The following is a 24,291-nucleotide window of genomic DNA, read 5'->3' as shown; positions in this document are numbered from 1 at the left end:
ATTCATGAACCAGCAGGTGAACCTGGTGACATTGGGTGTCGAGGACTTGAACGTCAGCCGCCGGTTCTACACCCATGGCCTCGGCTGGACACCGCTGCTCGACCTGGACGAGATCGTCTTCTACCAGATCGGCAAGGGACTGGCCCTGGCGCTCTTCCCGCTGGCCGACCTCGGCACCGACACCGGACATCCGGCAACAGCCGGCACGCCCTTCACCCTCGCCCAGAACCTCGGTTCACCCGCCGAGGTGGACGTGGCCGTGCAACGGGCCCGTGCGGCAGGAGCGACTGTCCTCAAGGAGCCGCAGCGCGCGGCGTTCGGCGGCTACCACGGCTACTTCGCCGATCCCGACGGCCACCGCTGGGAGGTGTGCCACAACCCCGGCTGGTCGGTCGCGGACGACGGCACCGTGACACTGACGGCCGTCGAGGCGGCCGACGCGGAGGACTGACGCCGCTTCAACCCCCTCGGCCGAAAAACTGTGCGGGTGGTGAACGTGTGCGCGTCCGCGAGAACGATGACGATGAAGGGGCAGCGCCTGCTGCGGATCATCCGTAGAGGCAGCGGACCGGTGGTGACCTGACGACGGGCGCAGGTGATGCCGCTGTCCTCGCAGGGCGTGCCCGTGGCGAAGAACGCCGAGGTGACGTTCACCAGCGCGGACCGGGTCCGGGACGTGATCCACGGCTTCAACGCCGAACCCGTCTCCACACCGACCAACAGCTCCTGGCGGAACCAGCACGCCACCGGCGAACGGCTACGCGAGGCAGTCGGCAGGGCGAACGTGATCTGATGCGGCACCGGGTCGTGTGCGGCCGGCTCGAACACCGCCTCGGCCCGCGGCTCACCCGCCACCGTGCGCGAGCCCTCAGGATACCTCCGCTCTGTCCATGTTCCAGATGTGACTGCCCTTGGACCAGTTCTGCACGAACCGGCGGGCGGGGTACGTGAGTCGTGGCAGCAGTGGCGCCAGGACCCGCGAGTCCTCCCGGCGGGCCTTGGCCAGCAGGGCGAGCGACAGCGGGTACCTGACCTGTGCGGTGAAAGCCTCTTCGAACAGCTCCATGAGTCCCATGCACAGGTAGACCAGCCCGGTGAGGGCGGGACTCCCGCCTCGGTCCGCACCACCGGACTGTTCGTACAACTCCCGAACGGCCCTGTCACAGCGGGCGGCACCGTAGGTGTTCCAGTACTCCAGGAACCGGTCGTCCAGCCGTGGGATGTCGAGATTCACCAGGGTGTCCATCGGGTCGCCCAGCATCGCGGCGAGATCGGCGAGAGCGTCGCGGGCCCGTCCGTACCACCTCTGGTCGGCACCGGTACCCGTACCGCCGAGGATGTCGAAGATCCACGCGGCCGGCGAGACGGGTCCCAGCGAGTGGGGGGTGCCTGCCGTGTCGAGCATGACGGACAGGACATTGCTGTGCGCGGCGTCGGGAGGTCCGGCGGCCCTCCGGGCTTGTGGGCTCGCCAGCGTCCGGATGTCGGCAGCAGCCGTGTACAGAGACAGAGCCCACCCGGCCGGAGAGTGGTGCAGCGCGTTCAGTGCGATCTTCCGCAGACCCTCCACGGAGTCGAGATGCGCTCTGACGGGGCCGGCGTGGACGTCCACCGCCTGCCGGTCATGGGGCGACGCGGGCAGGTAGTGCACGTTCGCCACGAGCCACGCCACGGCCAGCCCGTGGCGTGTCCCCCTGTCCGCCTCCAGGGTCAGCCGGCTCTCGGCGACCGCCTGAAAAGCCGCCCATGCCGCTTCCGGATAGGGGCCCGAGGGCGACAGGAACTCGCGGAGCTCCCCGGAACCGGTGGACAGGTAGCTCTCGATGGCAAGTCTCATGAGGAGTCGCATGGTCGCCACGTTGACCTTGACGACGTCGAGCCTACGGGCCATGAATTCGACGAGGGTCCGCAGACCGTCACCTTCCGTCGTCTGCCCGCGCTCCAGCAGCCGGGTGACGACACGGCTGCTCCCGCCGGCCCACTTCTCGTCCGCCAGATTCATGCAGATCTGGGCGAGGATCTCCCATCGTCCGCCCATGAGCTCGGGCAGGAGACGATCGGCCAGCAGTTCGGGAGTCCCGCTGTTGCGCGCCAGGTGAAGGGCCGCGAAGTACTCCTGGAGGCTTTGATGCGTGAAGCCGAAGATTCCCGAGCCGTCCAGCTCCGTTCCGAGTTCCGTGAAGATCCACGCACGTCCACGGCACAGGTCGACGAGATCCTCGGCCAGACGGCGCGCCTCCTCGTGTGCGGGCACGAACTCGTCGGACATGGCCGCCGCGGCGACCGCCTTCACGTCGGCCTCCGGCATGCCCGCCAGCCACTGGGGGTCTGTGATGGACCGGTAGGCCAGCGCGGCAAGGGTGTGCCGCACGGTGTCGAGGTCCGTTTCGCTGTCGACCGGAAGTCCCTGGAAGTTGTCCCAGTCGGCCAGAAGGAGCTCCGCGCATTTCTTGTACAGCTGCGCCCGGCTGCGCGGTATGAACCGGTGCCCCCGGTACAGCACGCAGATGTAGGCCAGCAGGAGTGGATTGCAGCGCAGGTCGGGGATGCTCGCGCTCTCCCTCATGAACGCGTCGGCCACCTGGCCGGGAGGCTCCGGCAGACGCGATCCGACGGAGAACCACTTGGAGACGTAGGCGCGGACCTCACCGTTCTCCAGCACGAGCCCGTCGTCGAACGGCTGGATGCGGTACTCGTGGAAGGTCACGGGATTCAGCCTCGCCGAGCTGTATCCGACGATCCGGGATGTGGCGAGAACACGCGACAGCGGGTACAGGCGGCTTGCCGTCTCGATGATCTCGGAGGATCTCCGGCGCAGGCTCGCGGACTGCACCTCGTCGAGGCCGTCGAAGACCAGCAGCGCGGAGCCCTCGAGAAGGAGCTCCTCGACGAGTCCCTCCGGGACCTTGATCTGGTACCGATGGGACAGCTGCTCCTCGACCACCCGCACCAGGGAGAACCCCGAGGCAGTGAAGTCGACTTCACGCATCACCACGTAGAAGGGTATCGATCGGCCCCGCTGGAACAGCAGTGATGCGGATATGGCGCTGCTCGTCGATTTCCCGGCCCCGGGGTCGCCCAGGAGCACGGTCCGGTCGATGGAGTCGACGAAGTCGTCGAAGGAGGTCCAGTCGCCCGTCTGTCCGTGTGCCAGTCTGGGCTGCACGAATATCTCACTGTAGTGAATCCGGCGGCGGTTCCCGAGGTCGGGAAGCGGTATCTCCTCGTGCAGCGAGAAAGCCTTTCGGTAGCGTTGCGTCCATTCGTCGCGGCCCTCCGGCCTCAGCCTGTGCGGACGGGCCAGGACCGCCAGGTACGACTCGATCGAGTCCGCGGTGGCTCGCGCCAGGGTCGCGTGCGCCCAGTCGATGGCCTGCGACTCGTCCTTCAGCGCGGTACGAAGCTCGCGGACCAGCCCCTCGCACCTGCGGTGCAGATGCACGAACAGGAGTTCCGAGTAGTTGTTGAGGGCGGCGACATCCGCGTTCGGGAACCTTTCCCTGAAGAGGTCCCGCAAAGCGAACTTGATCTTCGTCGCTGCCCTCAGGTCCCCGTCGAGTATCTCGACAGCCATCAGCTGCTGGGCGAGAGCCCTGAACTCCGGGGTCTCGATGCAGCTGAGCACGTCGCGGTTGTTCACCCCGTGCGGGAGTTCGTTGAGGAGGGCGGTCGGAGAGACGGGCCGCCCGTCCGGGGCGGCGATCCGGTCCAGGGCGTGCGCGAGGCTCCCTCTGGCTCGCCCCCGGCGAGCCAGTTCCCGCTGCAGGCGCCCCACCAAGGGCCCGGCGACGACACCGGCCAGTCGGCCCGCGATGGCTGCTTCGATGCTCAAGCGTCCCCCTGAGTGACAGCGGCCTGAGCCGCTTCCCCCTGCACTTGGCTGTCAGTCTCCGGGGCGAAACCCGTCACGTGCAACGGCGCAGCCCGACCTGCGAGTCGGGGCGGGCGTCCGAGGAAGAGCCGTCGGAGATCTGGGGAGGTCTCGGTGCCTGTCCCGTGATCTGTGAAGACGGGCCCTAGATTGAGCGAATGTTCGAACGAGTGGGTGCTGAAGAGTCCGCGGCCAGGGAGGAGCTCGCCCGGTGGGTGCGCGACGAGCTGGCGGCCGCGGGCCTGCCCGTGGTCGCGCCGGGCCTCGACCCGGTCCTGGCCGGTGGTGCCGTGGTGGACGTCGACCACGGTGACGACGCGGGGGGCGGTGTGTTCCTGGACTGGCGGACGAGCCCGCGCCTGCGGAACTGCGTGACCCGTGCGATTCGGCTGAAACAGCTGGACGAGCCGGTCCTGCGGCATTCCGGTGCGGTGGAGGCCGCGATGATGCGGGCGATGGCCCAGGTCCTCGTGTCGGCGGGCTTCAGCGTCGAGGACGCGCGTGACGAATACCGCCCCCAGCAGGTGCGGGTCCTGTCCGGGCCGCCGTCCGGGCAGCGGCCGGTGTGGGCGGTTCGCGAGGACGAGCTGACCTTCCCCGGTTGGCAGGACAGCCCGACCGGCGGCGCCGGCTGAGCCGGCGGCGGATCACGGCGTGGTGAGCCCGGGCCAGGCGGACGTGCCCGGCTGCGGGCTGTGGATCTCGCCGCGGTGAACCGGCTCCGCAGGCAGGTTCCTGCTCGCCCTGGTGTCTCGGCCCTCGCCCGGTCGATGTCTGCGAGAACCGAGCGGCGGTGGCCGGCCGGCTCCGGTACGACGCGCTCCGGTTCCTCGACCGCGCCGACCGGCGCGTGCGGTCGACGACGTGGCGCCTGGGTGCCGATGGGATCGTCCACGGGCGCGGCCTGCCGGGCCGGCGTTCTGAGGGTGGCCGGGTCAGGTCCGGTAGGGGTACAGGGCGACGTTCTCCGATCCGACGCTGATCCGCACCCAGGAACCGCCCGGCCCGCTGGGAACGGCAGATGCCAGATCGAGCAGCACGGGCCAGTGGCCCATCTGGAGGCAGGCGGCACCGTCGTCCGTCGGACGGAGGCGGCCGGTCATGTGCACCCGGTCGCCCTCCTGCCGGAGTCCCGGCTCGGCGGCGGTGGCCGGCTGGGTGTTCCGGCCCCAGTGGACGTCCTCGTCGACGGTCCATTCGACGAGGTGACGGCCGTCGGCTTCTCCCGGATCACCGCCCCAGCGCACCACGGCGGACCCGAGGGGAGTGTGAACCTGAACCAGGGTGTGCTGCCGGGTCTGCCGCAGGCTCTCCGTGCGGACGAACATCGCCTCATCATCCATGACGTCACGCCGCGGAACCGATGCTCCGAGGCCACGATTACGGTCACGGTCGCCTCGGGAGGCCGGGGTCCACGAGCTTGAAGGGCGTCCTGGCCGCCAGGCCCCGCGTGGACCGCCGAGGGGGCCGGTCTACCCTGACCGGATGAGGGATGCGGGGGACTTCCGGGTCGGTGACGTGCTGTCGGTTTCCTGTCCTTTCACCCCGGCCCGGGTCGAGCGGGGCGTGACGTGGGACTGCGTGTCGGTGCGGTGGCCCTGGTGGGAGATCGACACCGGCAGCGATTTCCTGCACTGGAACGGGGTGGTCGCCCTGGGCGTGGACGGTGGCGGGCGCGCCGCCCCCGAGGTGGAGGCGGAGCTGTTCCGTACGGACCCGCCGCCCGAGCAGCTGAAGGCGGGCGACGTCTGCCGGGTCGGAGTGCCGCCGACCGTGGTGCACGTGACGGCCGTCGACCACCACGACCCTCCGCTCGAGACGGGCTGGCTGCCGCGTCCCCGTCTGACCGTGAGCGTGCTGCCCCGTGGCCTGTCCTATCGCGAGTTCCCGGACGGCAGTCATCTCGACGGCACGGGCTACAGCATCCAGCCGGGCGACGGGATCCCCTTCGCCTTCGAGCTGTTGATGCGTCCGTACGCGTGTCTCCGCCCGGGTGACGAGGTCGCGGACGCCGCCGACCGGGCATGGCGGTTCGACGGCCCCTGGGACTGGACCGCCTTCGACGGAGAACCGGCCGGCACGGGCCCCGAGTGGCCGCTCGCCCTGCTCACCCGCGCGGGCACGCCGTGCTCCGCCGAGGACGCGGAGACAGTGGCCACGAGCACGGCGAGCGGCTCGCACCAGGAGACGGTCCGGGATTGGATGTCACTCACCCAGGCCTCACCCACTCCCTGAGGTGCGGAAACCTCCGCCTTCCAGCGCGGCAGCACGCCATACTCCGTCCTGTGGATCGGCTCGAGCAGGCCCGGACGGCGGAACGGCTTCAGCAGTGGGACGTGGCGATCGCGCTGGTGAGCGCCCGCGCCGAGTGTTACTCCGACGATCCCGACGCACACGACAACCACCTGTGGCACATGGATCTGCTTGCCCGTGCGGGGCGGCTTCCGGAACTCGCCGAACGCGCTCTCACGGACGTCCATGCCCGCCGGAGCCTCAACAGGGCGCTCGGCGAGCAGGGCAGGGACGCGGCGCTGCGCACCCGCGCCGAGAACGGTGACCTCGGAGCCCTGTACGTCCTTGTCCGACTGCTGTGCGGGACGAATCGGATGCAGGAGGCTTGGCGAGCGGTCCAGGACATCGCCCCGGAGAACGAGTACGCACACCGGATCGTGGCCGGGGCGCGCCGGCCGTAGGCATCCGGCCACGGCTTCCTGGTGACGATCCCGGTACCCGCCTCGATGAGGACGCCGACGGGATGACCGGACCGGTGCCGGTAGCGGCTTCGGAGAAGCCGGGCCCTGGTGCACCATGGGGCGATGGGCGTCCGAGAACGTGACCGCAAGGTGCACCGGCCCCTGCGGCGAGCCGGTCTCGTTCCCGGAGCAGTGGTGAACTGCACGGGTGCTCCGGCGTCGCGGCGGTGACCGGTCCCCACCGACGGCGGGAACGTGTACGGGCGGACACCCGTACGCAGTACGGGGGATGCAGCCCGAAACGGCGGGAAGGCCGTGGTGCGTGTCCCTAGGGTGGGCCCGGAGTGACGGACGGGTGCCCGCGGCGGGTCGAGGGGCGGGCGCCTCTGTGCGGGTGGGCGAGGTGAGGTCGCCGGTGACGGTTCACAGTGGTGAGGGCGAGACGGGCATCCTCCGGTGCTTCGGGCAGCAACTGCGGCTGCTGCGGACGAACCGGGGACTGACGCGTGCGGAGCTGGGCGCGAAGCTCGGGTACGGCGAGGACATGATCGCGTCGGTGGAGGTGGGGCGGCGCATCCCCAGGCCGGAGCTCATCGACCGGGCGGACTCGGTGCTGGAGGCCGGCGGGCTGTTGACAGTGATGAAGGAGGAAGTGGCGCGGGCACGGTATCCCGCCTTTTTCCGGGACGCGGCGAAGCTGGAGGCGGAGGCGGTCGAACTGCACGTGTACGCCAACCAGGCCGTGCCGGGATTGCTGCAGGTCGAGGAGTACGCGCGGGTGGTGTTCGAGATGTGGCGCCCTCTCCTGGACGAGGAGACCGTGAACCAGCGCGTAGCCGCCAGGCTGGCTCGCCAGGAGTTGTTCTCGCGCAGGCCCATGCCGACGATCAGTTTCGTCATCGAGGAGAGCACTCTGCGTAGGCCACTGGGCGGGAACGCGGTGATGCGGGCTCAACTTGAGCAGATTCTCCTCTACGGCCAGCAGCGCAACGTCGAGATTCAGGTCATGCCGACCGACCGGCGCCAGCATGCCGGGATGGGCGGTCCGTTCACCTTGATGGAGACGCGCAAGGCACTGAGGATCGCCTATGTGGAGGTGAACGAACACAGTCACCTCTACAGTGAGCGGCCGATGGTCCGGGGATTCGAAGAGAGGTACGGCATTCTGCGGGCGCAGGGCCTCACGCCTTCGAAGTCACTGATCTTCGTACAAAAGCTGTTGGGAGACCTATGAACACGGAAAACGCTATCCGCCAGCCCTGCCCGGAGCTGCGTTGGTTCACAAGCAGCTACAGCAGCGGCGCGGGCGGCGAATGCGTTGAGGTAGCTGTGGAGGCCATTGCCGTGCACGTGCGTGACTCGAAGCAGGTAGCGCGGGGCGGGCCCGTGCTGAAGGTCGGCTCGGCGGCGTGGTCGGCGTTGCTTGCGGCGGTGTGAGTCAACCGTCCGGACAGTGAGATCTTTCAGTGTGGCCACTGATCGGGTGACCGGTCGGCATCCCGCAACGCACGAGGCACCTGTGCCGTTGAGAGAGGTGTTCGACGTCTCACCTCATCAGACCAGGAGCCTCGTTGGCTCCCTGTCTTGTCTCACTCGACCTGCCTCACGCCCTGGTCGAGTGGGTAACCATGCTCATCGCCACCCGTGAGGGTGACCGTCGCTGCAAGCTCCCGCCCCACCAGCGTGCTCCCGTCGCCCTGATCCACTTCCGTCGGCACGACCCGCTCACGCAGATCGCCGCCGGCTTCGGCGTATCCGTCGGCACCGTCCACGCCTACGTCACCACCGTCGTCGGCCACCTCGCCCGCCGGGCGCCCGGCGGGCTGTGGGTCCGGGGGCGGGCCTGTTGCTCGTGGCGGCTGCGCGGCTGGACGAGTCGTGGCAGGGCGCACGGGTCGGGGACAGTCTGCTGTGGCAGGCCGCCGCCGAGGTCGGAGGCCACTTCGAAGGGGTCGCTGCGCTGCCGCGGCCGCAGGAGCGCACCCGGCATCCGCTGCTGCCGGCCAGGGCCGGCGGTGATGTCCTGACCGCGGTGACGTGTCCCTGCAGGAGGCAGCGGTCGGTGCCGGTTTGTGGCCTGTCGCCGGCGGAGTGTTCGTTGCTGAGGCTCACCAGAACCGCTGCGCAGCCCTTAGTGACGGGCCCCAAGCCCTTGCGGCTCACCCATTTGTCACAACTTAGACACAGGCCGGATAAACCGCCACACTGCGCCACAACCGCAACAGGAGTAGCCGATAACCGGCCTATGCTCGCGCTGGCAGGGGGGCCTGCTTGAACGTTTCTGACGCGAGTAGGGGAAGCAATGGCAATGAGCACGGCGTCGAAGATCAGCCTGTGGGTGGGGGGAGTCACCGCGGCCGCCACTCTGGTGGCCGGAGGGGTGCAGGTCCTCGCCGATGCAGGTTCCAACTGTTCGGTGATCCAGGAGCGGGAGGACCACGGCGGCGACCAGATCCAGAGCGGCGACATCACCTGTGAATAGGCCGTACCGTCTGGCCGCGGCCTTCGTCACGGTTGCCGCTCTGCTTGTCGGTTGCGGCAGAGTCTTCCAGATCCGGGGAGGCCACGGCGGCGATCAGGTGGCGTGCAGTGGAGTCGAGTACTGCAAGACAGAGAAGCACTATTACGGCGAATCATCCACCCCTTCGAAGCCTCCCCGGCCGATGCCCACCAGGCGCTGCTTGGCGCAGGGCATGAAGGCTGAACCGCGTGTCAGGGTGTCCGACACCGCGCGGCACACCATCACGTCAGGAGACGGCGCCTACCGGCTGGGAAATGACGGCTACGGCTGGGCCGGCCTGGACATACCCGTCCCCAACAGGGGATGCCCCTTCGAGGTACGTGTCGAGGCGACGCTGCACCGGGCCGTGGAGCAGGAAGAGGGCACGGTCTGGGGGTACGGGTACGGGCTGGGGGTGTGCAACTCCTGGACCGGCTCCGAGGCCCAGGGCTTCTCCCTGCAGTACGCGTTCCGCAAGGAAGGGCGCGAAGTTTTTCCCGCTCACTCGGTGCAGCACTATCCGGAGGTGAACTCGGGCGAGCCAGTCGAAGGCATCGACAGCGAGGGAGCCACCCACGTTTGGAGCATCCGATACCAGGACGGCCAGGTTGCGCTTACCCAGGATGACGGAGTCCGGTTGGGCGAGTACCCCGCTGTCCGAAGCAAGGGGAGTGGGGTGAGCCTCCTCCCTCAGAACTGCAACGGCAAGGGCGTCTTCCTGCGCGTCTTCAACGCTGATGTCACCTTCCGCGACATCAGCGTGACGGAGTTGGCCGACTGATCTCGCGCCCGAAGGCGCACAGTGAACCGTTTTCATTCTGAATATGTGCAGGTCAGCAGGGTGTGGACGGCTTGGACCGCTGTGCCGATGCGCCGGGTGGGACAGCGGGCTCGCCGCAGGAGCCGCCAGGTCTTGAGCTGGGCGAAGGCGCGTTCGCCGGGAGCTCGGAGTCGGGCGTGGTCGCGGTTGAACCGCTGGTAGTGCTCGGGCTGTTCGCTGTGGTGGTGGTACGGGGTGCGGAAGGTGGCGCCGGCACCCTGGTAGGCGCGGTCCGCGAGGACGAGGATCTGCCGGGTCAGGCAGGCTTGGACGATGCCGTGGGCGCGGGCCGCGGTCAGGTCATGGGTGCGGCCCGGTGTCGCGCGGGAGAACCACAGCGGGGTGCCGTCCGGACGTGCGACGACCTGGACATTCATGCCGTGCTTGCGGTGCTTCTGGGAGTAGTACGGCTGGTCCGCGCGGATCCGGTCGGTGGGGATGAGGGTGCCGTCGACGATGACGAATTCTCCTTCGCCCAGGCCGACGAGGGCCTCTTGGAGGCCGGGCGCCCAGGAGGCCAGGACCTCGAGGGTCTCGTCCACGTAGCGCCAGGCGGTCGCGGTGGAGACCCCGAAGCCCGCCGCGAGCTGGGGCAGCGTCTCGTTCTTGCGCAGGTGCACCAGCGCCAGCAGGGCCTGGTGGAAGCAGACCAGCTTGCGCCGGCGCGTGCCGCGTTCACACCTTCGGGCATGGATGAGCCACGAGACATGCTCGACCAGCTCATGCGGGACGTCGAGCGTGGCACGATACGGGACCAAGCGAGGCTCCTTGGACGAAGCGTGGTGCGTAGAGAACACCACCGCAACGACCAGGAGCCTCGCCTCGTCGCACCACCCCGCTGACCTGCGCCATCACCCCGGCAGGACGGGATGAAAACGGTTCACTCAGTTGTCACGTCCATCGCGCCTTGGTAGGCGCTGCTCGCGGTGGAGCCGAACTCCTGTCCATTGACCACCGCCCCATAACCAGCTCCGGACGCGACCGCCAGCGTCATCGTAGAGCGTGAAACGTCGAAGGTTCCGGAGATCTCGACAAAAGTACTGCTCCCGCCGATAGCGATGGAGTTATACCCCGTGAAGCTCCATTGGGAGCCTGAAACCGTGTACGTTCCTTGAATGGGGAGCAGCTCATTGCTCATACCCTCGGTCGACCAGGCGAATGTGCCGTCCGGATTGAACTGCCAGACGGAGTTCAGCAGCCTCTGCTGCTCGGCATCAACCCAAGCGGGCTTGCCTTCCAGTTGCTTGAACTCCGTCAACCTCACGACACGCACCGTCACCGTCTGAGAGGGTTGCGAAACGACTGTGCAGACGATGGACGATGCGGTACCAGCAGAGCCTGTCGCGCTGGCCGGGACAGGAGCGCCAGCCGTGACACCGATGGCAAAAATCAGGCTGCCGCCGAGGGCGGCTCCGGAGTTGATGAAGCGCCTTTTTATGCGATATTTCATTGCATTCCCCTAAGAACTTGGGTGGGTGAATGCGGTCGGTCGGCTTCGCACTGTCGACCACAGGGGCCGACCTTGGCATTATCAATCCCCGGAAATAGTTAGGGAATACATCCCGAGAGCGCCCTCGTGAAAAGAAGGGGTCTGGTTCGGGAGCAGGAAGGTCGGCATGCATGCAGATTTCAAGCCCTACATGGATGGTCCTCTATATTATATCTCAGAATGCATGCTCTGAGCCTGGCCGACGGCATCCCACCTGTGGCTGGACGTCCGGGGCGTCCACGCCAGCGCCCCGGATCCGTCTTGGGTGGCAAGGCGTACGACTCGAAAGCCGTGCGGCGCGAGCTGCAACGCCGACGCATCATGCTCGTGATCTCACGTAAGGGTGCCTCGGACATCAAGAGCCTGGGCAAGCTGCGCTGCGTCGTGGAGCAGACCTTCACCCTGCTCCACCAGCTCAAACGCTTCGCCATGCGATGGGAACGCCGCCTCGAACTCCATGATCCCTTCGTCTCTCTGACCTGCAATATCATCTGCTGGCAGCGGCTGAAGAAGTCTCAGCAGTGATCGTAAAAGCCTCAGTGGCAGCAAGTTCTCTTGCAACTCAGAGACCCCCCAGCCGCAAGAGCTACCATCTGGCAGGCGTCGACAATGGGCTACGCCCAGACGGCCATCCGGAGCGATCATGCCGACTCAAGAACCCGGCAAGACAGCGGCATGGACAAAGTTCCTCGCTGCATTCATTCTCCTTGTCCTCATGCCCCTGGTGATCTGGTTCATGGTCTCCTTCCAGGAGTCCGGCGCAATCCCTTGGTGAACGCAACTGCCGCATTTCCGCACTGAGCGACTCTGTCGGGGATCTTGAGGACCGAGCTCATTTGCCTTGTCGCCACCAGCATTCCCAGGTCAGGTCGCGTGAGTCGAGGTAGAGCTGGAACGCCGTGAGACCTCTGAGGTTATGGGGATGCGCTCGTGAGGCGAGGCGTTCGATGTCGATGGCGATGCCGGTCAGGACGTGTTGGACGTGGGTCTTTCGGTGGCCGTGGTAGCGGCTTCGGCGGGCTCGGTGGGTGTTGACGAGTTCGCAGATGGTGCCTTCGGTGCCGGACCGGGTGGCGTAGAGCCGTTTCCAGCGGGGGTCGGTTGCCGGCCTGGAGTTCGTGCAGATGGCGGGAGAGGAAGTTCACGGTGCGGGCGGACTTTCCCCGTGTGCAGGCGGGACGGTCCGGACAGGGGTCGCACTGCCGTGAGGCGAACCGGGTGACGGTGTAGGGCGCCATGGCCGGGGCCGCGATCCAAGTGGTACTGGTCCGGCCGTTGGGGCAGGTGACCTGGCGCTGGTCGAAGTCGACGGTGAAGTCGTCGCGGGTGAAGCCGGTCCGCTCCTTCTTCTGCCATGCTCCGCTCGCCTTGACCGGCCCGACGAGCTGGATGCGGTCATCGCGTGCGGAGTTGTTCAGCAGGGCGGTGGAGATGTAGCCGCCGTCGACCAGGTGCTGTGCGGGCAGCAGCCGGCGATCGCGGAGTCGGTTGTGGATGCCGGGCAGGACCTGGATGTCCCGGACGGGGCTGGTGGTGGCGGAGCGGGTGAGGTGCTGGCAATCGGTGACGGAGTGGACCCGGCCTGGCTAGGCCGGCGGGTGGTCGTACGGACCGGCACCGGTTACGCCGAACAGGTCGTCGCGGGTGAGGGGGAGATCATGCCGGTCCCGGACGGGCTGGCCTCCGTAACGGCGGCCGCACTGGTGCACGACGGCGTGACCGCACTCAACCTGCACCGGCTGGGAACGCCGCGAAAAGGGGAATGGGTCCTGGTCTCGGCGGCGGCCGGAGGGGCAGGCACGCTGTTGGTGCAGCTGGCCGTCGACGCCGGAGCCCGGGTGGTGGCCGCCGCGTCCAGTGACGCCAAGCGGGCCCTGGCCCGCGACCTGGGCGCCGAGGTCGTCGTCGACTACACGCGGACGGACTGGATCGAGCAGGTGCGCGAGGCGACCGGCGGCGGTGCCGCGCTGGTCTACGACGGCGCGGGCGGAGCACTCGGTGCGACCACCGTCGACGCGCTCGCGGACGGCGGACGGTTCGTCACCTACGGCATCGCCGACGGCTTCGCCTCCCTCGACCGGGAATCGGCCGCCCGCCGAGGCATACGGCTGCTCATGCCGCTCATGGACGGCCCGCCGGACCAGGAGACCGTCCGGGAGCTGCTGGGCCTGGCGCTGGAGCACGCCGCCGAGGGACGCCTGCGCCCGGTGATCGGCGCCACCTACCCGTTGGGACAAGCCGCCGACGCCCACCGCGCTCTGGCCGCGCGCACCACCGTGGGCAAGTCACTGCTGCTGATCGGCAGTGAACAGGACGGCGCACTTCGCTGAGTGGAGTCGCACCGCCCGCGCCCTGGCGACCGGTCCTGCGGTCCCGCCGACCGCGAAGCCGGCCTCGCGGCCTGACCGGCACGGCCGCCGCCGTGTCCGTCAGGTCCGCGTCGTAGCCGGTGCCGGTGCCGGCGGTCCGAACCCCGTGATGGTGACCGCGCGAGTGCCGAAGGCTGATGAGGGCTGCTCGGAGCTCCGGCTCCGAGCAGCCGCCGGGGAGGGGCTGGTCAGACAGCGGGCCGGGGAGAGGACCGCCGCCCGCCCGGCCGCCCGGCCGAGCAGGGCCACCGGGGCGGACGGGTGAGCGGCGCGGCGCGGTTCGTCCTCACGGCGGCGGACCGGTCCCCGGGCCCGCGGCGCGGGCGTAGCGGGCGGCGAGGTCTGCGAACGCCGTGGCCAGTTGCGGTGGGCCGACGACTTCGAGGTCGGTGTCGAAGTGGCCGAGGGCGGTGGCGAGTCCGGTCCAGGACCAGGAGCCGAGGATGAGCCGGCAGCGGCGGGGGCCGAGTTCCTCGACGATCCCGTCCTGGACGAAGGGGGCGACGTCGGCGGCCGGGAGGTGGAGGACGACCTCGCCCCGGCAGGGCCAGTCGGTGGTGGTGCCGTCGTTGCCGCGGAACCGGCCGGTGATGAAGGTGGAGACGTCGCCGCCGGGGAGTTCGCGCGGGGTGAAGCGGGGACCGGCGGGTGTGCGGGGCCGGACGCGGTCGACGCGGAAGGTGCGCCAGTCGTCCCGGTCGAGGTCCCAGGCCACGAGGTACCAGCGGTGGCGCCAGGTGACCAGGTGGTGGGGTTGCACGCGGCGGGGGACACCGGCCGAGGCGCCCGGGCCGGAGCCCGGGGTGTGGTCGAGGCGCAGTTCCTGGCGGGCGTGGATGACACGGCTGAGCTCCATCAGGACCTGGGGGTCCACCTCGGGGGTGTCACCGGCCGCGGGCGGCCGGACGGCGGTGGCGCGCAGCAGGTCGATGCGGTGGCGCAGGTGGGACGGCATGACCTGGCGGAGGGTGGCCAGGGCCCGGGCGGCGTCCTCGGCGACGGCGGTGCCGGTGGCCGCGGTCTGCAGCGCGACGGCCAGGGCGACGACCTGGCCGTCGTCGAACAGGAGGGGCGGCATGCGGGTGCCGGCCTCCAGCCGGTAACCACCGGCAGGTCCCTTGACGGTGGTGATCGGGTAGCCGAGACCGCGCAGCCGGTCGATGTCACGGCGCACGGTGCGCGAGGTGACGTCCAGACGCCCGGCGAGGTCCTCACCGGACCAGTCACGGTGGGTCTGGAGCAACGAGAGCAGCGCGAGCAGCCGGGAGGACGTCTTCTGCATGGGATCCATGCTCCCCCAAGTAGAGGACGCACCCTGTCCGGTACTCCTGCCAAGGTGGCGTACAAGCCGCTCAGGAGACACCACTCCTGGTCACGGCGGCCGCCGCCCGGACTGGACGGGCCGGCGGCGCATCCGTCACACCGCGCAAGGAGCAGCCCATGTCCGTCACAACCACCACCCACCTGAACTTCCGGGGCACCGCACGCGAAGCACTGGACTTCTACCGGTCCGTCTTCGGCGGACGCACCGTCGCGGTCACCTACAAGGACGCGGGCGCCGTGCGGAACGAGAGCGAGGCGGACTGGGTGATGTGGGGCGAGGTGACCGGCGACGACGGCTTCCACGTCATGGCCTACGACGTGCCCTCGCACCTGCCCTGGAACCAGGGCGAGAACCCGTTCTTCGTCTCCGTACGCGGTGACGACGCCGAGGAGATCGGCGCCCTGTGGGGCAAGCTCGCCGAGGGCTCGGCCGTCGTGCGCCCGCTGGAGCCCGCACCCTGGGCGCCGCTGTACGGCATGCTCACCGACCGCTTCGGCGTCACCTGGGTCCTGGACGTCACCGCCCCCTACAACGGCTGAACCGGCCGGCCGACGTGAACCGCCCCGTCCGGGCCACCGCGGCGACACGCGCGGCCCGGACGGCGCGGGCACCGAACACCTACAGCAACGGAAGGAAACGGGTCACCGTGCGGATGCGAATGCCGGGACGCGGGACGGACCGGCATCGGCGTCGGCCCTCCGGACGCCTCCCGCACCTCTCTCCCACCCGCACGAGACCCGCGCCGACGCCCGTCCCACGACCGAGCCGCAGCCGGAGCACGCCATGACCGTCCTCGACAACCGCGCCCTCAACCGCGCCACCCTCGCCCGCCAGCACCTGCTCGCGCGCACCGACGCCTCCGTGCCCGAGGCGGTGGCCCACCTGTGCGGCCTGCAGGCGCAAGAACCCCAGGAACCCTTCATCGGCCTGTGGTCCCGCCTGACCGACTTCGCACCCGGACGGCTGGACGACGCGCTGACCGGCCGCACGGTGGTGCGCACCCACCTGATGCGCCGCACCGTCCACCTCGTCACCGCGGACGACGCGCTCGCCTGGCGGGCCCGCCACGACACCATGCTCCGGCAACGAGTCCTGGCCACCTACCGGAGCGAACTGGCCGGCATCGACGTGGACGAGGTCGCCGCCGCCGGCCGCGCGGTGACGGCCGACCAGCAGCCCCGCACCATGCGCGAACTCGTGCAGGCCCTCGAGGACCGCTGGCCCGGCCCGCCACGCCGCGCCCTGGGCGAGCTGCTCGTCGCGGCCCTCGTCCCCATGGCCCAGCTCCCGCCCCGCGGCCTGTGGCGGCAGAGGGCAGGCGTGCGCAACCTGCCGTTGGCCACCTGGCTGGGGCGGGACGTCGACCCCCTGCCCACCGGGGACGGCGATCCCGTCGGACAACGGCTGCTGCGCCGCTACCTCGCCGCCTACGGACCCGCCGCCGGCGCGGACCTGCGCGCCTGGTGCGGCCTCGCCGGCCTTCCCACCGCCGTCAAGGCCTGCCGGGAAGAACTCGTCGTCTTCCGCGACGAACGCGGCCGCGAACTGTTCGACCTGCCCGACGCACCCCGTCCCCACCCCGACACCCCGGCCCCCGTCCGGTTCCTGCCGGCCTTCGACAACGCCGTCCTCGGCTACCACGACCGCAGCCGCATCATCGACGCCGCCCACCTCGGTCTGTCCGTGGCGGGCCACCGTACGGTCCTCGTCGACGGACGCGTCACCGCCACCTGGACCGTGCGCGACCACCGACTTCGCATCAGCCCCCTCCGCCCCCTCACCGCCCCGGAACAAGAAGCCGTCCGCGCCGAGGCCCAGGACCTGGCCGCCTTCCTGGACGAAGGCGTCGAGGACGTCCAGCTCGACAGCGCGCGGTGAGCACGGGGCGGGGGGGCCGACGGATGCGGAGACCGCTGCCGCTCCAGGCCCGCCGAGAGGGCGAGTCCCGCAGATTGATCAGACTCGACATGCGCCCTAACGGCCCAGGGCGTCGGCCGCCACGGTGGCGGCCTTGGCGATGAGGGCGTCGCGGCGGTCGGCGCCCTGCTTGCCGCGGGTGGACATGACCGCCATGACGATGGGGTCGCCGCCGTCCTCCGGCCACACCACGGCGATGTCGTTGCGGCCCCCGTATCCGGCGGAGCCGCTCTTGTCGGCCACGTCCCAGCCGTCGGGAACACCCGCCCTGATGAGCGTCCGGCCGGTCATGTTCGTCGTCATCCACTGCCGCAGAAGCTCGCGTTCGTCCCGTTCCAGGGCGTCGCCGAGCAGGAACGCCCGCAGGCTCTCCGCCATCGCACGCGGTGTGCTCGTGTCGCGGATGTCGCCCGGTGTGCCGTCGCTCATCTCCGGCTCGTACCGGTCCATCTCGGTGACGTCGTCGCCGAACTCCTCCAGCACCTCCTCCAGGCCGTCGGGGCCGCCGAGCTCGTCGAGGAGCAGGTTGACCGCCGTGTTGTCGCTGTACCGGAGAGTGGCGGCGCACAGCCCCCGCAGACTCATGCCGGTCCCGACGAAGTTCTCGGACACCGGCGAGTTCGCGACCACGTCGTTCCGCGAGTACGTGACCACCTTGTCGATGCCGTCCGTCCCGTACTTCCGGAGGATGGCGCCCGCCGCCAGCGCCTTGAACGTGGAGGCGTACGCGAACCGGTCGTCCGCCCGGTGGCCGACCGACCGGCCCGTGCCGGTGTCCAGGGCGTAGACGCCGAGCCGCGCGTCGAACTCCCGCTCCAGTGCCCGGAACCTGGGAGCGGTGGGTCCAGTGGCCGCAGCCGACGATGCCGACCGCTTCGAGGCGGCCGGTGAGCCGGGCGCGGACTCGGTCTGCTGACCGCACGCCGGAAGGACGGCGAGCGCGAGCAAGCCGGCCGCCGCCCAGGCGGCACCCCGGCGGATGCGAAGCGGGTACGTCATGGAATGGACCTCCAAGCCGTCGAAGGACACGTGGACCGTGCGAGCCCGGGGAAAGCCCTGGGCGGCGACCACTCTCCGGCCCATGGGTCGCCGAGGTCCAAGACGCGGACGTTCAACTCCATGCTGTTTTGGCATAGTAGGGCGCGTGGATCTTGTTGCGGCATGCCGCGCGTTCGTCAGTGTGAGCGAGCACGGCAGTTTCACGGCGGGCGCGGCAGCGGCCCGGACGGCCCAGTCCGTCGTGAGCCGCCGCATCGCCGCGCTGGAGCAGCGCCTGGGCGAGCGGCTGCTGGACCGGTCGTCGCGGACGGTGACGCTGACGCCGTTCGGCCGGGACATGCTGCCGTCGGCGAGACAACTCGTGCGGTCGGCCGATCGGTTCGACAACGAGGCGGAGGCCGCGCGGCGCCGGCCACTGCGGCTCGCCGTTCCCGCCATCTGTCCCACCGGAGCCCTCGCCCGCCTCATCGCGGAGGCGCACGGCCACGGAGTCCTCCTCGACCCGTGTCCCGCAGGGCCCGCGGAGCGGTCCGACCTCGTCACGTCCCGGCATGTGCGTGCGGCGCTGCTCGCGGTGGCACCCACCGGGGCGGCCTGGACGGTGCCGCTGGGACTGGCGGTCGCGGACGACCCGCAAGGGCCGATCTACCTGGACACCCTGCGCCCCGGCCGGGCCGACCGCGACCGGCGGCCGCGGCGCGTGCTGCTTCAGCCGGAGGACGACGTGCCGCACGTCCGGGACCGTCTCGCCCGCCTGCGCGACGCCGTCGGGCTGCGCCCGGCCCAACTGGCCGTCGCACCCGCTGTGGCCGCCGCCGCGGCGGACGTGCTGAGCAGGGGCGACGCGCTGCTGTGCTCGGCCGCGCAGGCCCGCGAACTCCACCTCCACTGGCGGCCCGTCGGCGAACTCGGCCCCGGCTTCGCACGAGGCTTCTCCCTGGCCGTGGCGGACGAGTCGGACGCCGATGCGATCCGCCTGTGCCAGGCCTGCGCGTACGGCATCGCCCGGTGCCTCGGCGCCACGGAGCACTCGGAGGCAGCCGCATGACCACGGGTACCGAGAGGCTGCTCGGGGAGCTTCGCCGGACGCTGCGCGACGGCGGGCTGTACGGCTCGTTCCTGGTCCGGGACCTGGAGACGGGCGACGAGATCGGTATCGACCCCGACATCGAGTTGCCCGTCGCATCCCTCGTGAAGATCCCGCTCGCCCTGGTGACACTGGAACGCATCCGGCGCGGGGAACTCGACGGCGCCGCGGTGATCGTGGTGCCGCCCGGGCGGATCACGACCCCCGGCCCGACCGGCCTCAGCCGGTTCCAGCACGCCGCCCACATCGCCGTGGAGGACCTGCTTTACCTCAGCACCTGCATCAGCGACAACAGCGCCGCCGACGCCCTCTTCGCACTCACCCCGCCCGACCGGGTCGGGGCGGTCCTGCACGAGTTCGGGCTGCGCGGCATCACCGTCCGGCACACCATGCGCGAGCTGATGGAAACCCCGGTGGAGCGTTTCGACCCGGCGGACGTACACCTCGCGCACGCCCTCGCGATCGACGCCGGCACCCCCGGGCGCGGCCACCGGGTGCCGCAACTCGACATCTCGCGCGCCAACACCGGGACGGCGCGGGCCTTCGTCGACCTCCTGCAGGCACTCTGGCAGTCGCGGCCCGGTGCCGAGGGCGCCGGGCCCCCGGCGATCCACCCCGACGTCGCGGCACGGGTGCGCGGCCTCATGGCCAACAACCTCGTGCGCAACCGCCTCGCCCCGGACTTCGATTCCGACGCCTCCACGTGGTCGTCCAAGACGGGCATGCTGCTCAACCTGCGCCACGAGGCCGGCGTCGTCGAACACGCCGACGGCCAGACCTATGCCGTGGCCGTCCTGACCGAGTCACGGGTGGCCGCCGGCAGGCAGCCGGGCGCCGACGCCCTCATGGGCCAGGTGGCCCGGCGCCTGCGTGACGAGCTCCGCTCGAGATGGGTCTAGGGTGCCCATCCAGTTCGTGACGACAGCGGGCCGGGCGACGGGCCGCCCGCCTGCGCAGAGCTTCACGCGGAGGAGCGGTACGAGGAACGCGACTCCGGGGAACGCGGCCGTCATGTCGGTGCCGCGCCGCGGGCGCGGCAACATCCGCCCACCCCGGCCGCGGAGCCGGGGTGGGCGCAGGGCGGCGAGCACCGGGAGTCAGGCCGCGACGAGCTCCCGCTCGCGCTCGCGCTCCGGCGTCCCGACCTTGGGCTTCTTGTTCGGCAGCGAGAGCCGGAAGACCTTGTGCCACGCGGAGAACACCTGCTTGGGCAGCGACCCGGTGACGTACTCCAGCTCGTACTTCTCGAACAGCGCGCGCACCTTCACCGAGACCTCGGCGTACCGGTTGCTCGGCAGGTCCGGGAACAGGTGGTGCTCGATCTGGTGCGACAGGTTGCCGGTCATGAAGTGCATGGCCTTGCTGCCGCTGATGTTCGCCGAGCCCATCATCTGGCGCAGGTACCACTGGCCGCGCGTCTCGCCCTCGATCGACCGGCGCTCGAAGACCTGCACGCCCTCGGGGAAGTGCCCGCACATGATCACCGAGTGGGACCAGAGGTTGCGGACCAGGTTCGCGGTGAACGTGGCAGCGAGCGTGGTGAGGAACGACGGGCCCGACAGCAGCGGGTGGATCACGTAGTCCTTGAGCACCTGCTTGCGGATCTTGCGGCCCACGGCCCTGGCCCGCGCGCGGAACTCCGGGTTCTTGCGGCGGCGCTTGTGCAGGTTCTTGCCGAGCTCCAGGTCGTACGCCGCGATGCCGTACTCGAAGAAGCAGGCGTTGATGAAGTTCCACAGCGGCTGGCCGAGGTGGAACGGGCGCCACTTCTGGTCCTCGTCGACGCGCATGATGCCGTAGCCGAGGTCGTTGTCCTTGCCGACCACGTTGGTGTACGTGTGGTGCAGCTCGTTGTGCGAGTGCTTCCACTGGTCGGCCGGCGAGACGTGGTCCCAGTCCCAGGTGGTGGAGTGGATCTTCGGGTCCCGCATCCAGTCCCACTGGCCGTGCAGGACGTTGTGGCCGATCTCCATGTTGTCCATGATCTTCGCCACGGACAGACCGGCGGTGCCGAGGATCCACGCGGGCGGGAAGAACGAGAACAGCAGCACGCCCCGGCTGGCCAGCTCGAGCTTGCGCTGCGCCGAGATGACCTTGCGGATGTAGGCGGCGTCCTTCTCGCCGCGGTCGGCGATCACCTCGTCGCGGATCGCGTCCAGCTCGCGGCCGAGCTCCTCGATCTGCTCGGCGGTCAGGTGGGCGGTGGGGTCGATTGCGGTCAAGATGTTCCTACCGTTCGATGTCGCAGGGGCCCGCCGCGGCGGACACGCAGGTCTGGATGAGGACGCCCGGCTCGGCCTCGGTGATCTCGCCGGTGCGCAGGTCGCGGACGGCGCCCGCCTTGAGCGGCGAGACGCAGCCGAAGCAGATGCCCATGCGGCACCCGGAGGGCATGAGCACACCGGCCTCCTCGCCGACGTCCAGCAACGGCGTGGCGCCGTCCGCGTCGACCGTCTTGCCGGTGGTGCTGAACGTAACCTCGCCGCCGTCGCCGGCGACGACGATGCTGGGACGGAAGCGTTCGGTGTGCAGGCGCTCCTGGGCGCCGTGCTCGCTCCAGTGCTCCTCGGCGGCGTCGAGCAGGCCCGCGGGCCCGCAGGCCCAGGTCTCGCGCTCGGCCCAGTCGGGCACGAGTTCGCCGAGGCGGGCGATGTCGAGCACGCCGTCCGTGGCGGTGTGCACCTCGGTGAGCCGCAGCTTCGTGTCCGCGGCCAGGCGGTGCAGTTCGTCGCGGAAGATCACGTCCTGCGGCCGGGGCGCGCAGTGGACCATGACGACGTCGTCGAACCCGGTGTCGCGCAGCATGCCCATCACGGGCGTGATGCCGCTGCCGGCCGTCAGGAAGAGCACCTTGGCGGGCTTGGCCCGCGGCAGCACGAAGTCACCGGTCGCCTGGTCGAGCTGGATCAGCGTGCCCGGCTTCACCTTGCGGACCAGGTGGTTGCTGACCTTGCCGTCCGGGATCGCCTTCACGGTGATCGTGATGCGGCCGTCCTTGCGGTTCGTCGGCGAGGTGACGGAGTAGGCGCGCCACAGGCGCACCCCGTCGACGTCGACCCCGATCCGCACGTACTGCCCGGCCGTGTGGCCGCGCCAGCCGCGTCCCGGTCTGATCACGATGGTCGCGGCGTCACCCGTCTCGGAGTGCACCGCCTCGATGCGCCCCCGCAGATCGGCGCCCGCGCGCAGCGGGCTGACCAGGTCGAGGTAGTCCGACGGCAACACCGGCGTCGTGACCATTTCCAGCAGTTTCCACGCCCTGCTGCGCAGGGCTGCACTCGTCATGACTCCAGCTTGCTGCGCCCAAGGCGTAAAGTCCTGACCGCAGGACGTAAATCTGATCGGCCACATTGTTCGCAGGGAACAAAAAGATGAACCATGCCATCCGGAGGGCCAGCGAACTGGCCCTGGACGAGACGACGGTCACAGCACTTCGGGCCGCGCTGAAGACCACCGCCGACGAAGTCGTGCAGGCGATCATCGACGAGGTTCCTCCCTACGCCAACGCCCTTTCGGGCCACATGGGCGCCACCATCCGCCGGGCCGTCCGCACCGCCCTGGGGCACTACCTGGACCTCGCGAGCGGGAACGCCACGGGCGGCGACGGCGGTGACGCGGCCTACGAGCTGGGCCGCGGCGAGGTGCGCGACGGCCGCTCGATGGACGCCCTGCTCAGCGCCTACCGCGTCGGCGCCCGCGTGGCCTGGCGATGCCTGGCGGCGGGTGCCGTACCCGCGGGCCTGCCCGCCGCCGAGGTCGCCAAGTTCGCCGAGCTGACCTTCGCCTACATCGACGAGCTCTCCGCCGCGAGCGCCGCCGGCCATGCCGACGAACTGGCCGCCCGCGGCAGGGAGCACGAGCGCCAGCTGGAACACCTGGCCCGCGACCTCCTCGCCGGCGCGAGCCCGGACGTGCTGCTGACCTCCGCCCAACGGGCCGGGTGGCAGCCTCCGGTGTCGCTGACCGCGGTCCTGCTGCCCGCCGCCCAGGCCCGGCCCGCCTACCGCGCGCTCGATCCCAGCACCCTCGTCCTCGACGACCTGCCGGACGCCACCGGTGTGCTGCTCGTCCCCGATGCCGACCGGCCGCATCTCCTGCGGCAGCTGACCGACCGCACCGCCGTGGTCGGCCCGGCCCGGCCCTGGACCCGTGTGTCCGCCTCGTACGCGCGAGCCGTACGCGCGCGCTCCCTCTCCTGCGACATCCGAGACACCGAGGACCACCTGCCCGAACTGGTGCTGAGCGCCGACGTGGACGCGTTCGCGGACCTGCGCGCCCGGGCCCTCGCACCGTTGCGGACCTTGCCCGACGCGACCGCACGGCGGCTGGAGGAGACGCTGCGGGCGTGGCTGCTGCACCAGGGCAGGCGGGACGAGGTGGCGGCGGAGCTGTTCGTCCATCCCCAGACGGTCCGGTACCGGATGTCGCAGCTGCGGGAGTTGTTTCCGGATCTCGCATCGCCGCACCGGGTCCTGGAACTGACGCTGGCGCTCGGTCTTCGGGCCGGCTGACGAGTACCGCCCCGGCCCGGGCCGGCCGGACGCGGGCGAAGGACGGCTCCCGTGCGGTTCCCCGCCGTCGGAGGGACGATGGTCCTGAACACAAGGCCGCGCCCCACCGGGCGCCGAGGCCAGGGGGACAGCATGTCTCGTCTGTCGGCATTCGCACTGGCAGCGGTCCTCGCCGTCGGCGGCACCGCCTACGGCGACCGGACCGTCACGGAAGCGCCGGCGAACGGCGCCGCGGCACGGTCCGCGGCTCCCGCCGGCCCGCACACACCGGCTCGCAGCAGCCCCTCGCCCACCGATGCCGAGGTGGGCGACACCGTCCACCTGACGGGGATGAAGGAGGGCGAGAAGCTCGCGGTCACCGTGGTGAAGGTGGTCGACCCGGCGACCGGCGAGGGCCCCGCTCCCGGAACAGGGGAACGGTACGTCGCCGTCCAGTTCCGTCTGCACAACACCGGCTCGCAGCAGTACCGCGACGCCCCCGTCAACAGCGCCGAGGTCGTCGACGACCAGGGGCAGGAGTTCAGCTCCTGGATCGCCGAGACCACCGCCGGCCCGGGCTTCACCGGCACGACGACCCTCTCCGTCGGCGACACCGCGCTGGGACACGTCACCTTCAAGGTGCCGGAGGAATCGAGGATCACCGAGATCCAGTTCACGATGAACAGCGGTTTCGCCGACGACACCGGCGAGTGGCGCGTGCCCTGACGGCCG

At 70.1% G+C, this 24,291-nt stretch carries 24 protein-coding genes and 3 pseudogenes; 18 read left to right on the top strand and 9 right to left on the bottom strand.

What is annotated here, in order from left to right:
• The first annotated feature begins 46 nt into the window (after positions 1 to 46).
• Together A2U95_RS27810 and A2U95_RS33610 are read left to right on the top strand one after the other, a co-directional pair.
• Entirely contained in the window at positions 47 to 451 is a 405-nt protein-coding gene (locus A2U95_RS27810) for a VOC family protein (protein WP_240958252.1), read from the top strand.
• A pseudogene (locus A2U95_RS33610) lies at positions 448 to 700 on the top strand (hypothetical protein); the annotation flags it as partial. The gene A2U95_RS27810 and the pseudogene A2U95_RS33610, both read left to right, overlap by 4 nt.
• 168 nt (positions 701 to 868) lie before the next feature.
• Here A2U95_RS33610 and A2U95_RS27800 read toward each other — a convergent pair.
• Positions 869 to 3,832, bottom strand: coding sequence for an NACHT domain-containing protein (locus tag A2U95_RS27800; protein WP_166028033.1), 2,964 nt, complete (start codon positions 3,830 to 3,832; stop codon positions 869 to 871).
• Between the two features lie 197 nt (positions 3,833 to 4,029).
• Between A2U95_RS27800 and A2U95_RS27795 the strand changes: the two genes are divergently transcribed.
• Entirely contained in the window at positions 4,030 to 4,506 is a 477-nt protein-coding gene (locus A2U95_RS27795) for a hypothetical protein (RefSeq protein ID WP_166028031.1), read from the top strand.
• Positions 4,507 to 4,806: 300 nt separating this feature from the next.
• On the opposite strand, the gene A2U95_RS27790 is transcribed toward A2U95_RS27795, so the two are convergent.
• Entirely contained in the window at positions 4,807 to 5,199 is a 393-nt protein-coding gene (locus tag A2U95_RS27790; protein WP_240958249.1) for a hypothetical protein, read from the bottom strand.
• Between the two features lie 157 nt (positions 5,200 to 5,356).
• Between A2U95_RS27790 and A2U95_RS27785 the strand changes: the two genes are divergently transcribed.
• The 7 genes and pseudogenes from A2U95_RS27785 (at position 5,357) to A2U95_RS27755 (ending at position 9,845) form a co-directional block, all read left to right on the top strand.
• Entirely contained in the window at positions 5,357 to 6,106 is a 750-nt protein-coding gene (locus tag A2U95_RS27785; protein WP_166028027.1) for a hypothetical protein, read from the top strand.
• Between the two features lie 50 nt (positions 6,107 to 6,156).
• Entirely contained in the window at positions 6,157 to 6,564 is a 408-nt protein-coding gene (locus tag A2U95_RS27780; protein ID WP_166028025.1) for a hypothetical protein, read from the top strand.
• A 415-nt stretch (positions 6,565 to 6,979) separates the two neighbouring features.
• Entirely contained in the window at positions 6,980 to 7,798 is an 819-nt protein-coding gene (locus A2U95_RS27775; RefSeq protein ID WP_166028023.1) for a helix-turn-helix domain-containing protein, read from the top strand.
• Complete coding sequence (locus tag A2U95_RS27770) at positions 7,795 to 8,001, top strand: DUF397 domain-containing protein (RefSeq protein ID WP_166028021.1); 207 nt, start codon at positions 7,795 to 7,797, stop codon at positions 7,999 to 8,001. Before A2U95_RS27775 ends, A2U95_RS27770 begins: the two co-directional genes overlap by 4 nt.
• 191 nt (positions 8,002 to 8,192) lie before the next feature.
• Positions 8,193 to 8,384 (top strand): annotated as a pseudogene (locus A2U95_RS27765) (helix-turn-helix domain-containing protein); the annotation flags it as partial.
• Between the two features lie 488 nt (positions 8,385 to 8,872).
• Positions 8,873 to 9,046: a hypothetical protein gene (locus A2U95_RS27760; protein ID WP_166028019.1), complete on the top strand. Its 174-nt coding sequence runs from the start codon at positions 8,873 to 8,875 to the stop codon at positions 9,044 to 9,046.
• 199 nt (positions 9,047 to 9,245) lie between these two features.
• Positions 9,246 to 9,845 (top strand): hypothetical protein, encoded by a 600-nt coding sequence (locus A2U95_RS27755; protein ID WP_166028017.1) that lies wholly within the window; start codon positions 9,246 to 9,248, stop codon positions 9,843 to 9,845.
• 32 nt (positions 9,846 to 9,877) lie between these two features.
• Here the strand turns inward: A2U95_RS27755 and A2U95_RS27750 are convergent, their stop codons facing one another.
• Both A2U95_RS27750 and A2U95_RS27745 read right to left on the bottom strand, forming a co-directional pair.
• Positions 9,878 to 10,642, bottom strand: coding sequence for an IS5 family transposase (locus A2U95_RS27750; RefSeq protein WP_166028015.1), 765 nt, complete (start codon positions 10,640 to 10,642; stop codon positions 9,878 to 9,880).
• Between the two features lie 122 nt (positions 10,643 to 10,764).
• Positions 10,765 to 11,334 carry a hypothetical protein gene (locus A2U95_RS27745; RefSeq protein WP_166028013.1) on the bottom strand — a complete coding sequence of 190 codons (570 nt, stop codon included), beginning with the start codon at positions 11,332 to 11,334 and terminating at the stop codon, positions 10,765 to 10,767.
• A gap of 219 nt (positions 11,335 to 11,553) precedes the next feature.
• Here A2U95_RS27745 and A2U95_RS27740 point away from each other — a divergent pair, with 219 nt between their 5' ends.
• Positions 11,554 to 11,898 (top strand): hypothetical protein, encoded by a 345-nt coding sequence (locus tag A2U95_RS27740; RefSeq protein ID WP_166027906.1) that lies wholly within the window; start codon positions 11,554 to 11,556, stop codon positions 11,896 to 11,898.
• A 307-nt stretch (positions 11,899 to 12,205) separates the two neighbouring features.
• Here A2U95_RS27740 and A2U95_RS33880 read toward each other — a convergent pair.
• A pseudogene (locus A2U95_RS33880) lies at positions 12,206 to 12,764 on the bottom strand (transposase).
• Positions 12,765 to 12,971: 207 nt separating this feature from the next.
• Here A2U95_RS33880 and A2U95_RS27735 point away from each other — a divergent pair.
• The gene (locus A2U95_RS27735) at positions 12,972 to 13,703 is read left to right on the top strand and encodes a zinc-binding dehydrogenase (protein ID WP_240958246.1); all 732 of its coding nucleotides are present in this window, start codon (positions 12,972 to 12,974) and stop codon (positions 13,701 to 13,703) included.
• A gap of 325 nt (positions 13,704 to 14,028) precedes the next feature.
• Here A2U95_RS27735 and A2U95_RS27725 read toward each other — a convergent pair whose 3' ends face one another.
• Entirely contained in the window at positions 14,029 to 15,024 is a 996-nt protein-coding gene (locus A2U95_RS27725; RefSeq protein ID WP_166028011.1) for a helix-turn-helix transcriptional regulator, read from the bottom strand.
• A gap of 158 nt (positions 15,025 to 15,182) precedes the next feature.
• On the opposite strand from A2U95_RS27725, the gene A2U95_RS27720 reads away from it, so the two are divergent.
• Together A2U95_RS27720 and A2U95_RS27715 are read left to right on the top strand one after the other, a co-directional pair.
• Positions 15,183 to 15,605 carry a VOC family protein gene (locus tag A2U95_RS27720; RefSeq protein ID WP_166028010.1) on the top strand — a complete coding sequence of 141 codons (423 nt, stop codon included), beginning with the start codon at positions 15,183 to 15,185 and terminating at the stop codon, positions 15,603 to 15,605.
• A gap of 244 nt (positions 15,606 to 15,849) precedes the next feature.
• Positions 15,850 to 16,944: a winged helix DNA-binding domain-containing protein gene (locus A2U95_RS27715; RefSeq protein WP_166028008.1), complete on the top strand. Its 1,095-nt coding sequence runs from the start codon at positions 15,850 to 15,852 to the stop codon at positions 16,942 to 16,944.
• 96 nt (positions 16,945 to 17,040) lie between these two features.
• Here A2U95_RS27715 and bla read toward each other — a convergent pair whose 3' ends face one another.
• Positions 17,041 to 17,982: a class A beta-lactamase gene (gene bla / locus A2U95_RS27710; RefSeq protein ID WP_166028006.1), complete on the bottom strand. Its 942-nt coding sequence runs from the start codon at positions 17,980 to 17,982 to the stop codon at positions 17,041 to 17,043.
• A gap of 145 nt (positions 17,983 to 18,127) precedes the next feature.
• On the opposite strand from bla, the gene A2U95_RS27705 reads away from it, so the two are divergent.
• Both A2U95_RS27705 and A2U95_RS27700 read left to right on the top strand, forming a co-directional pair.
• A complete protein-coding gene (locus tag A2U95_RS27705) occupies positions 18,128 to 19,030 on the top strand; it encodes a LysR family transcriptional regulator (RefSeq protein WP_166028003.1) in 903 nt (300 codons plus the stop codon).
• Positions 19,027 to 19,968, top strand: coding sequence for a serine hydrolase (locus A2U95_RS27700; RefSeq protein WP_166028001.1), 942 nt, complete (start codon positions 19,027 to 19,029; stop codon positions 19,966 to 19,968). Before A2U95_RS27705 ends, A2U95_RS27700 begins: the two co-directional genes overlap by 4 nt.
• 198 nt (positions 19,969 to 20,166) lie before the next feature.
• Here the strand turns inward: A2U95_RS27700 and A2U95_RS27695 are convergent, their stop codons facing one another.
• Positions 20,167 to 21,291, bottom strand: a complete 1,125-nt coding sequence (locus tag A2U95_RS27695; protein ID WP_166028000.1) for a fatty acid desaturase family protein — start codon at positions 21,289 to 21,291, stop codon at positions 20,167 to 20,169.
• Positions 21,292 to 21,298: 7 nt separating this feature from the next.
• Positions 21,299 to 22,354 carry a ferredoxin reductase gene (locus tag A2U95_RS27690; protein WP_240958244.1) on the bottom strand — a complete coding sequence of 352 codons (1,056 nt, stop codon included), beginning with the start codon at positions 22,352 to 22,354 and terminating at the stop codon, positions 21,299 to 21,301.
• Positions 22,355 to 22,440: 86 nt separating this feature from the next.
• Between A2U95_RS27690 and A2U95_RS27685 the strand changes: the two genes are divergently transcribed.
• Entirely contained in the window at positions 22,441 to 23,580 is a 1,140-nt protein-coding gene (locus tag A2U95_RS27685) for a PucR family transcriptional regulator (RefSeq protein ID WP_166027998.1), read from the top strand.
• Between the two features lie 132 nt (positions 23,581 to 23,712).
• The gene (locus A2U95_RS27680) at positions 23,713 to 24,285 is read left to right on the top strand and encodes a DUF4352 domain-containing protein (RefSeq protein WP_166027996.1); all 573 of its coding nucleotides are present in this window, start codon (positions 23,713 to 23,715) and stop codon (positions 24,283 to 24,285) included.
• The last annotated feature ends 6 nt before the right edge of the window (positions 24,286 to 24,291 follow it).

The organism is Streptomyces chilikensis (assembly GCF_001642695.1).
GTDB lineage: Bacteria > Actinomycetota > Actinomycetes > Streptomycetales > Streptomycetaceae > Streptomyces > Streptomyces chilikensis.
This window is presented reverse-complemented; position numbering and strand designations above follow the sequence as displayed.

Bases quoted from the DNA above. Each gene is read 5' to 3' on its own strand.
- A2U95_RS27795 (WP_166028031.1), top strand. From the start codon at position 4,030: ATGTTCGAACGAGTGGGTGCTGAAGAGTCCGCGGCCAGGGAGGAGCTC.
- A2U95_RS27790 (WP_240958249.1), bottom strand. From the start codon at position 5,199: ATGTTCGTCCGCACGGAGAGCCTGCGGCAGACCCGGCAGCACACCCTG.
- A2U95_RS27785 (WP_166028027.1), top strand. From the start codon at position 5,357: ATGAGGGATGCGGGGGACTTCCGGGTCGGTGACGTGCTGTCGGTTTCC.
- A2U95_RS27770 (WP_166028021.1), top strand. From the start codon at position 7,795: ATGAACACGGAAAACGCTATCCGCCAGCCCTGCCCGGAGCTGCGTTGG.
- A2U95_RS27760 (WP_166028019.1), top strand. From the start codon at position 8,873: ATGAGCACGGCGTCGAAGATCAGCCTGTGGGTGGGGGGAGTCACCGCG.
- A2U95_RS27745 (WP_166028013.1), bottom strand. From the start codon at position 11,334: ATGAAATATCGCATAAAAAGGCGCTTCATCAACTCCGGAGCCGCCCTC.
- A2U95_RS27740 (WP_166027906.1), top strand. From the start codon at position 11,554: ATGCATGCTCTGAGCCTGGCCGACGGCATCCCACCTGTGGCTGGACGT.
- A2U95_RS27725 (WP_166028011.1), bottom strand. From the start codon at position 15,024: ATGCAGAAGACGTCCTCCCGGCTGCTCGCGCTGCTCTCGTTGCTCCAG.
- A2U95_RS27720 (WP_166028010.1), top strand. From the start codon at position 15,183: ATGTCCGTCACAACCACCACCCACCTGAACTTCCGGGGCACCGCACGC.
- A2U95_RS27715 (WP_166028008.1), top strand. From the start codon at position 15,850: ATGACCGTCCTCGACAACCGCGCCCTCAACCGCGCCACCCTCGCCCGC.
- bla (WP_166028006.1), bottom strand. From the start codon at position 17,982: ATGACGTACCCGCTTCGCATCCGCCGGGGTGCCGCCTGGGCGGCGGCC.
- A2U95_RS27700 (WP_166028001.1), top strand. From the start codon at position 19,027: ATGACCACGGGTACCGAGAGGCTGCTCGGGGAGCTTCGCCGGACGCTG.
- A2U95_RS27690 (WP_240958244.1), bottom strand. From the start codon at position 22,354: ATGACGAGTGCAGCCCTGCGCAGCAGGGCGTGGAAACTGCTGGAAATG.
- A2U95_RS27685 (WP_166027998.1), top strand. From the start codon at position 22,441: ATGAACCATGCCATCCGGAGGGCCAGCGAACTGGCCCTGGACGAGACG.
- A2U95_RS27680 (WP_166027996.1), top strand. From the start codon at position 23,713: ATGTCTCGTCTGTCGGCATTCGCACTGGCAGCGGTCCTCGCCGTCGGC.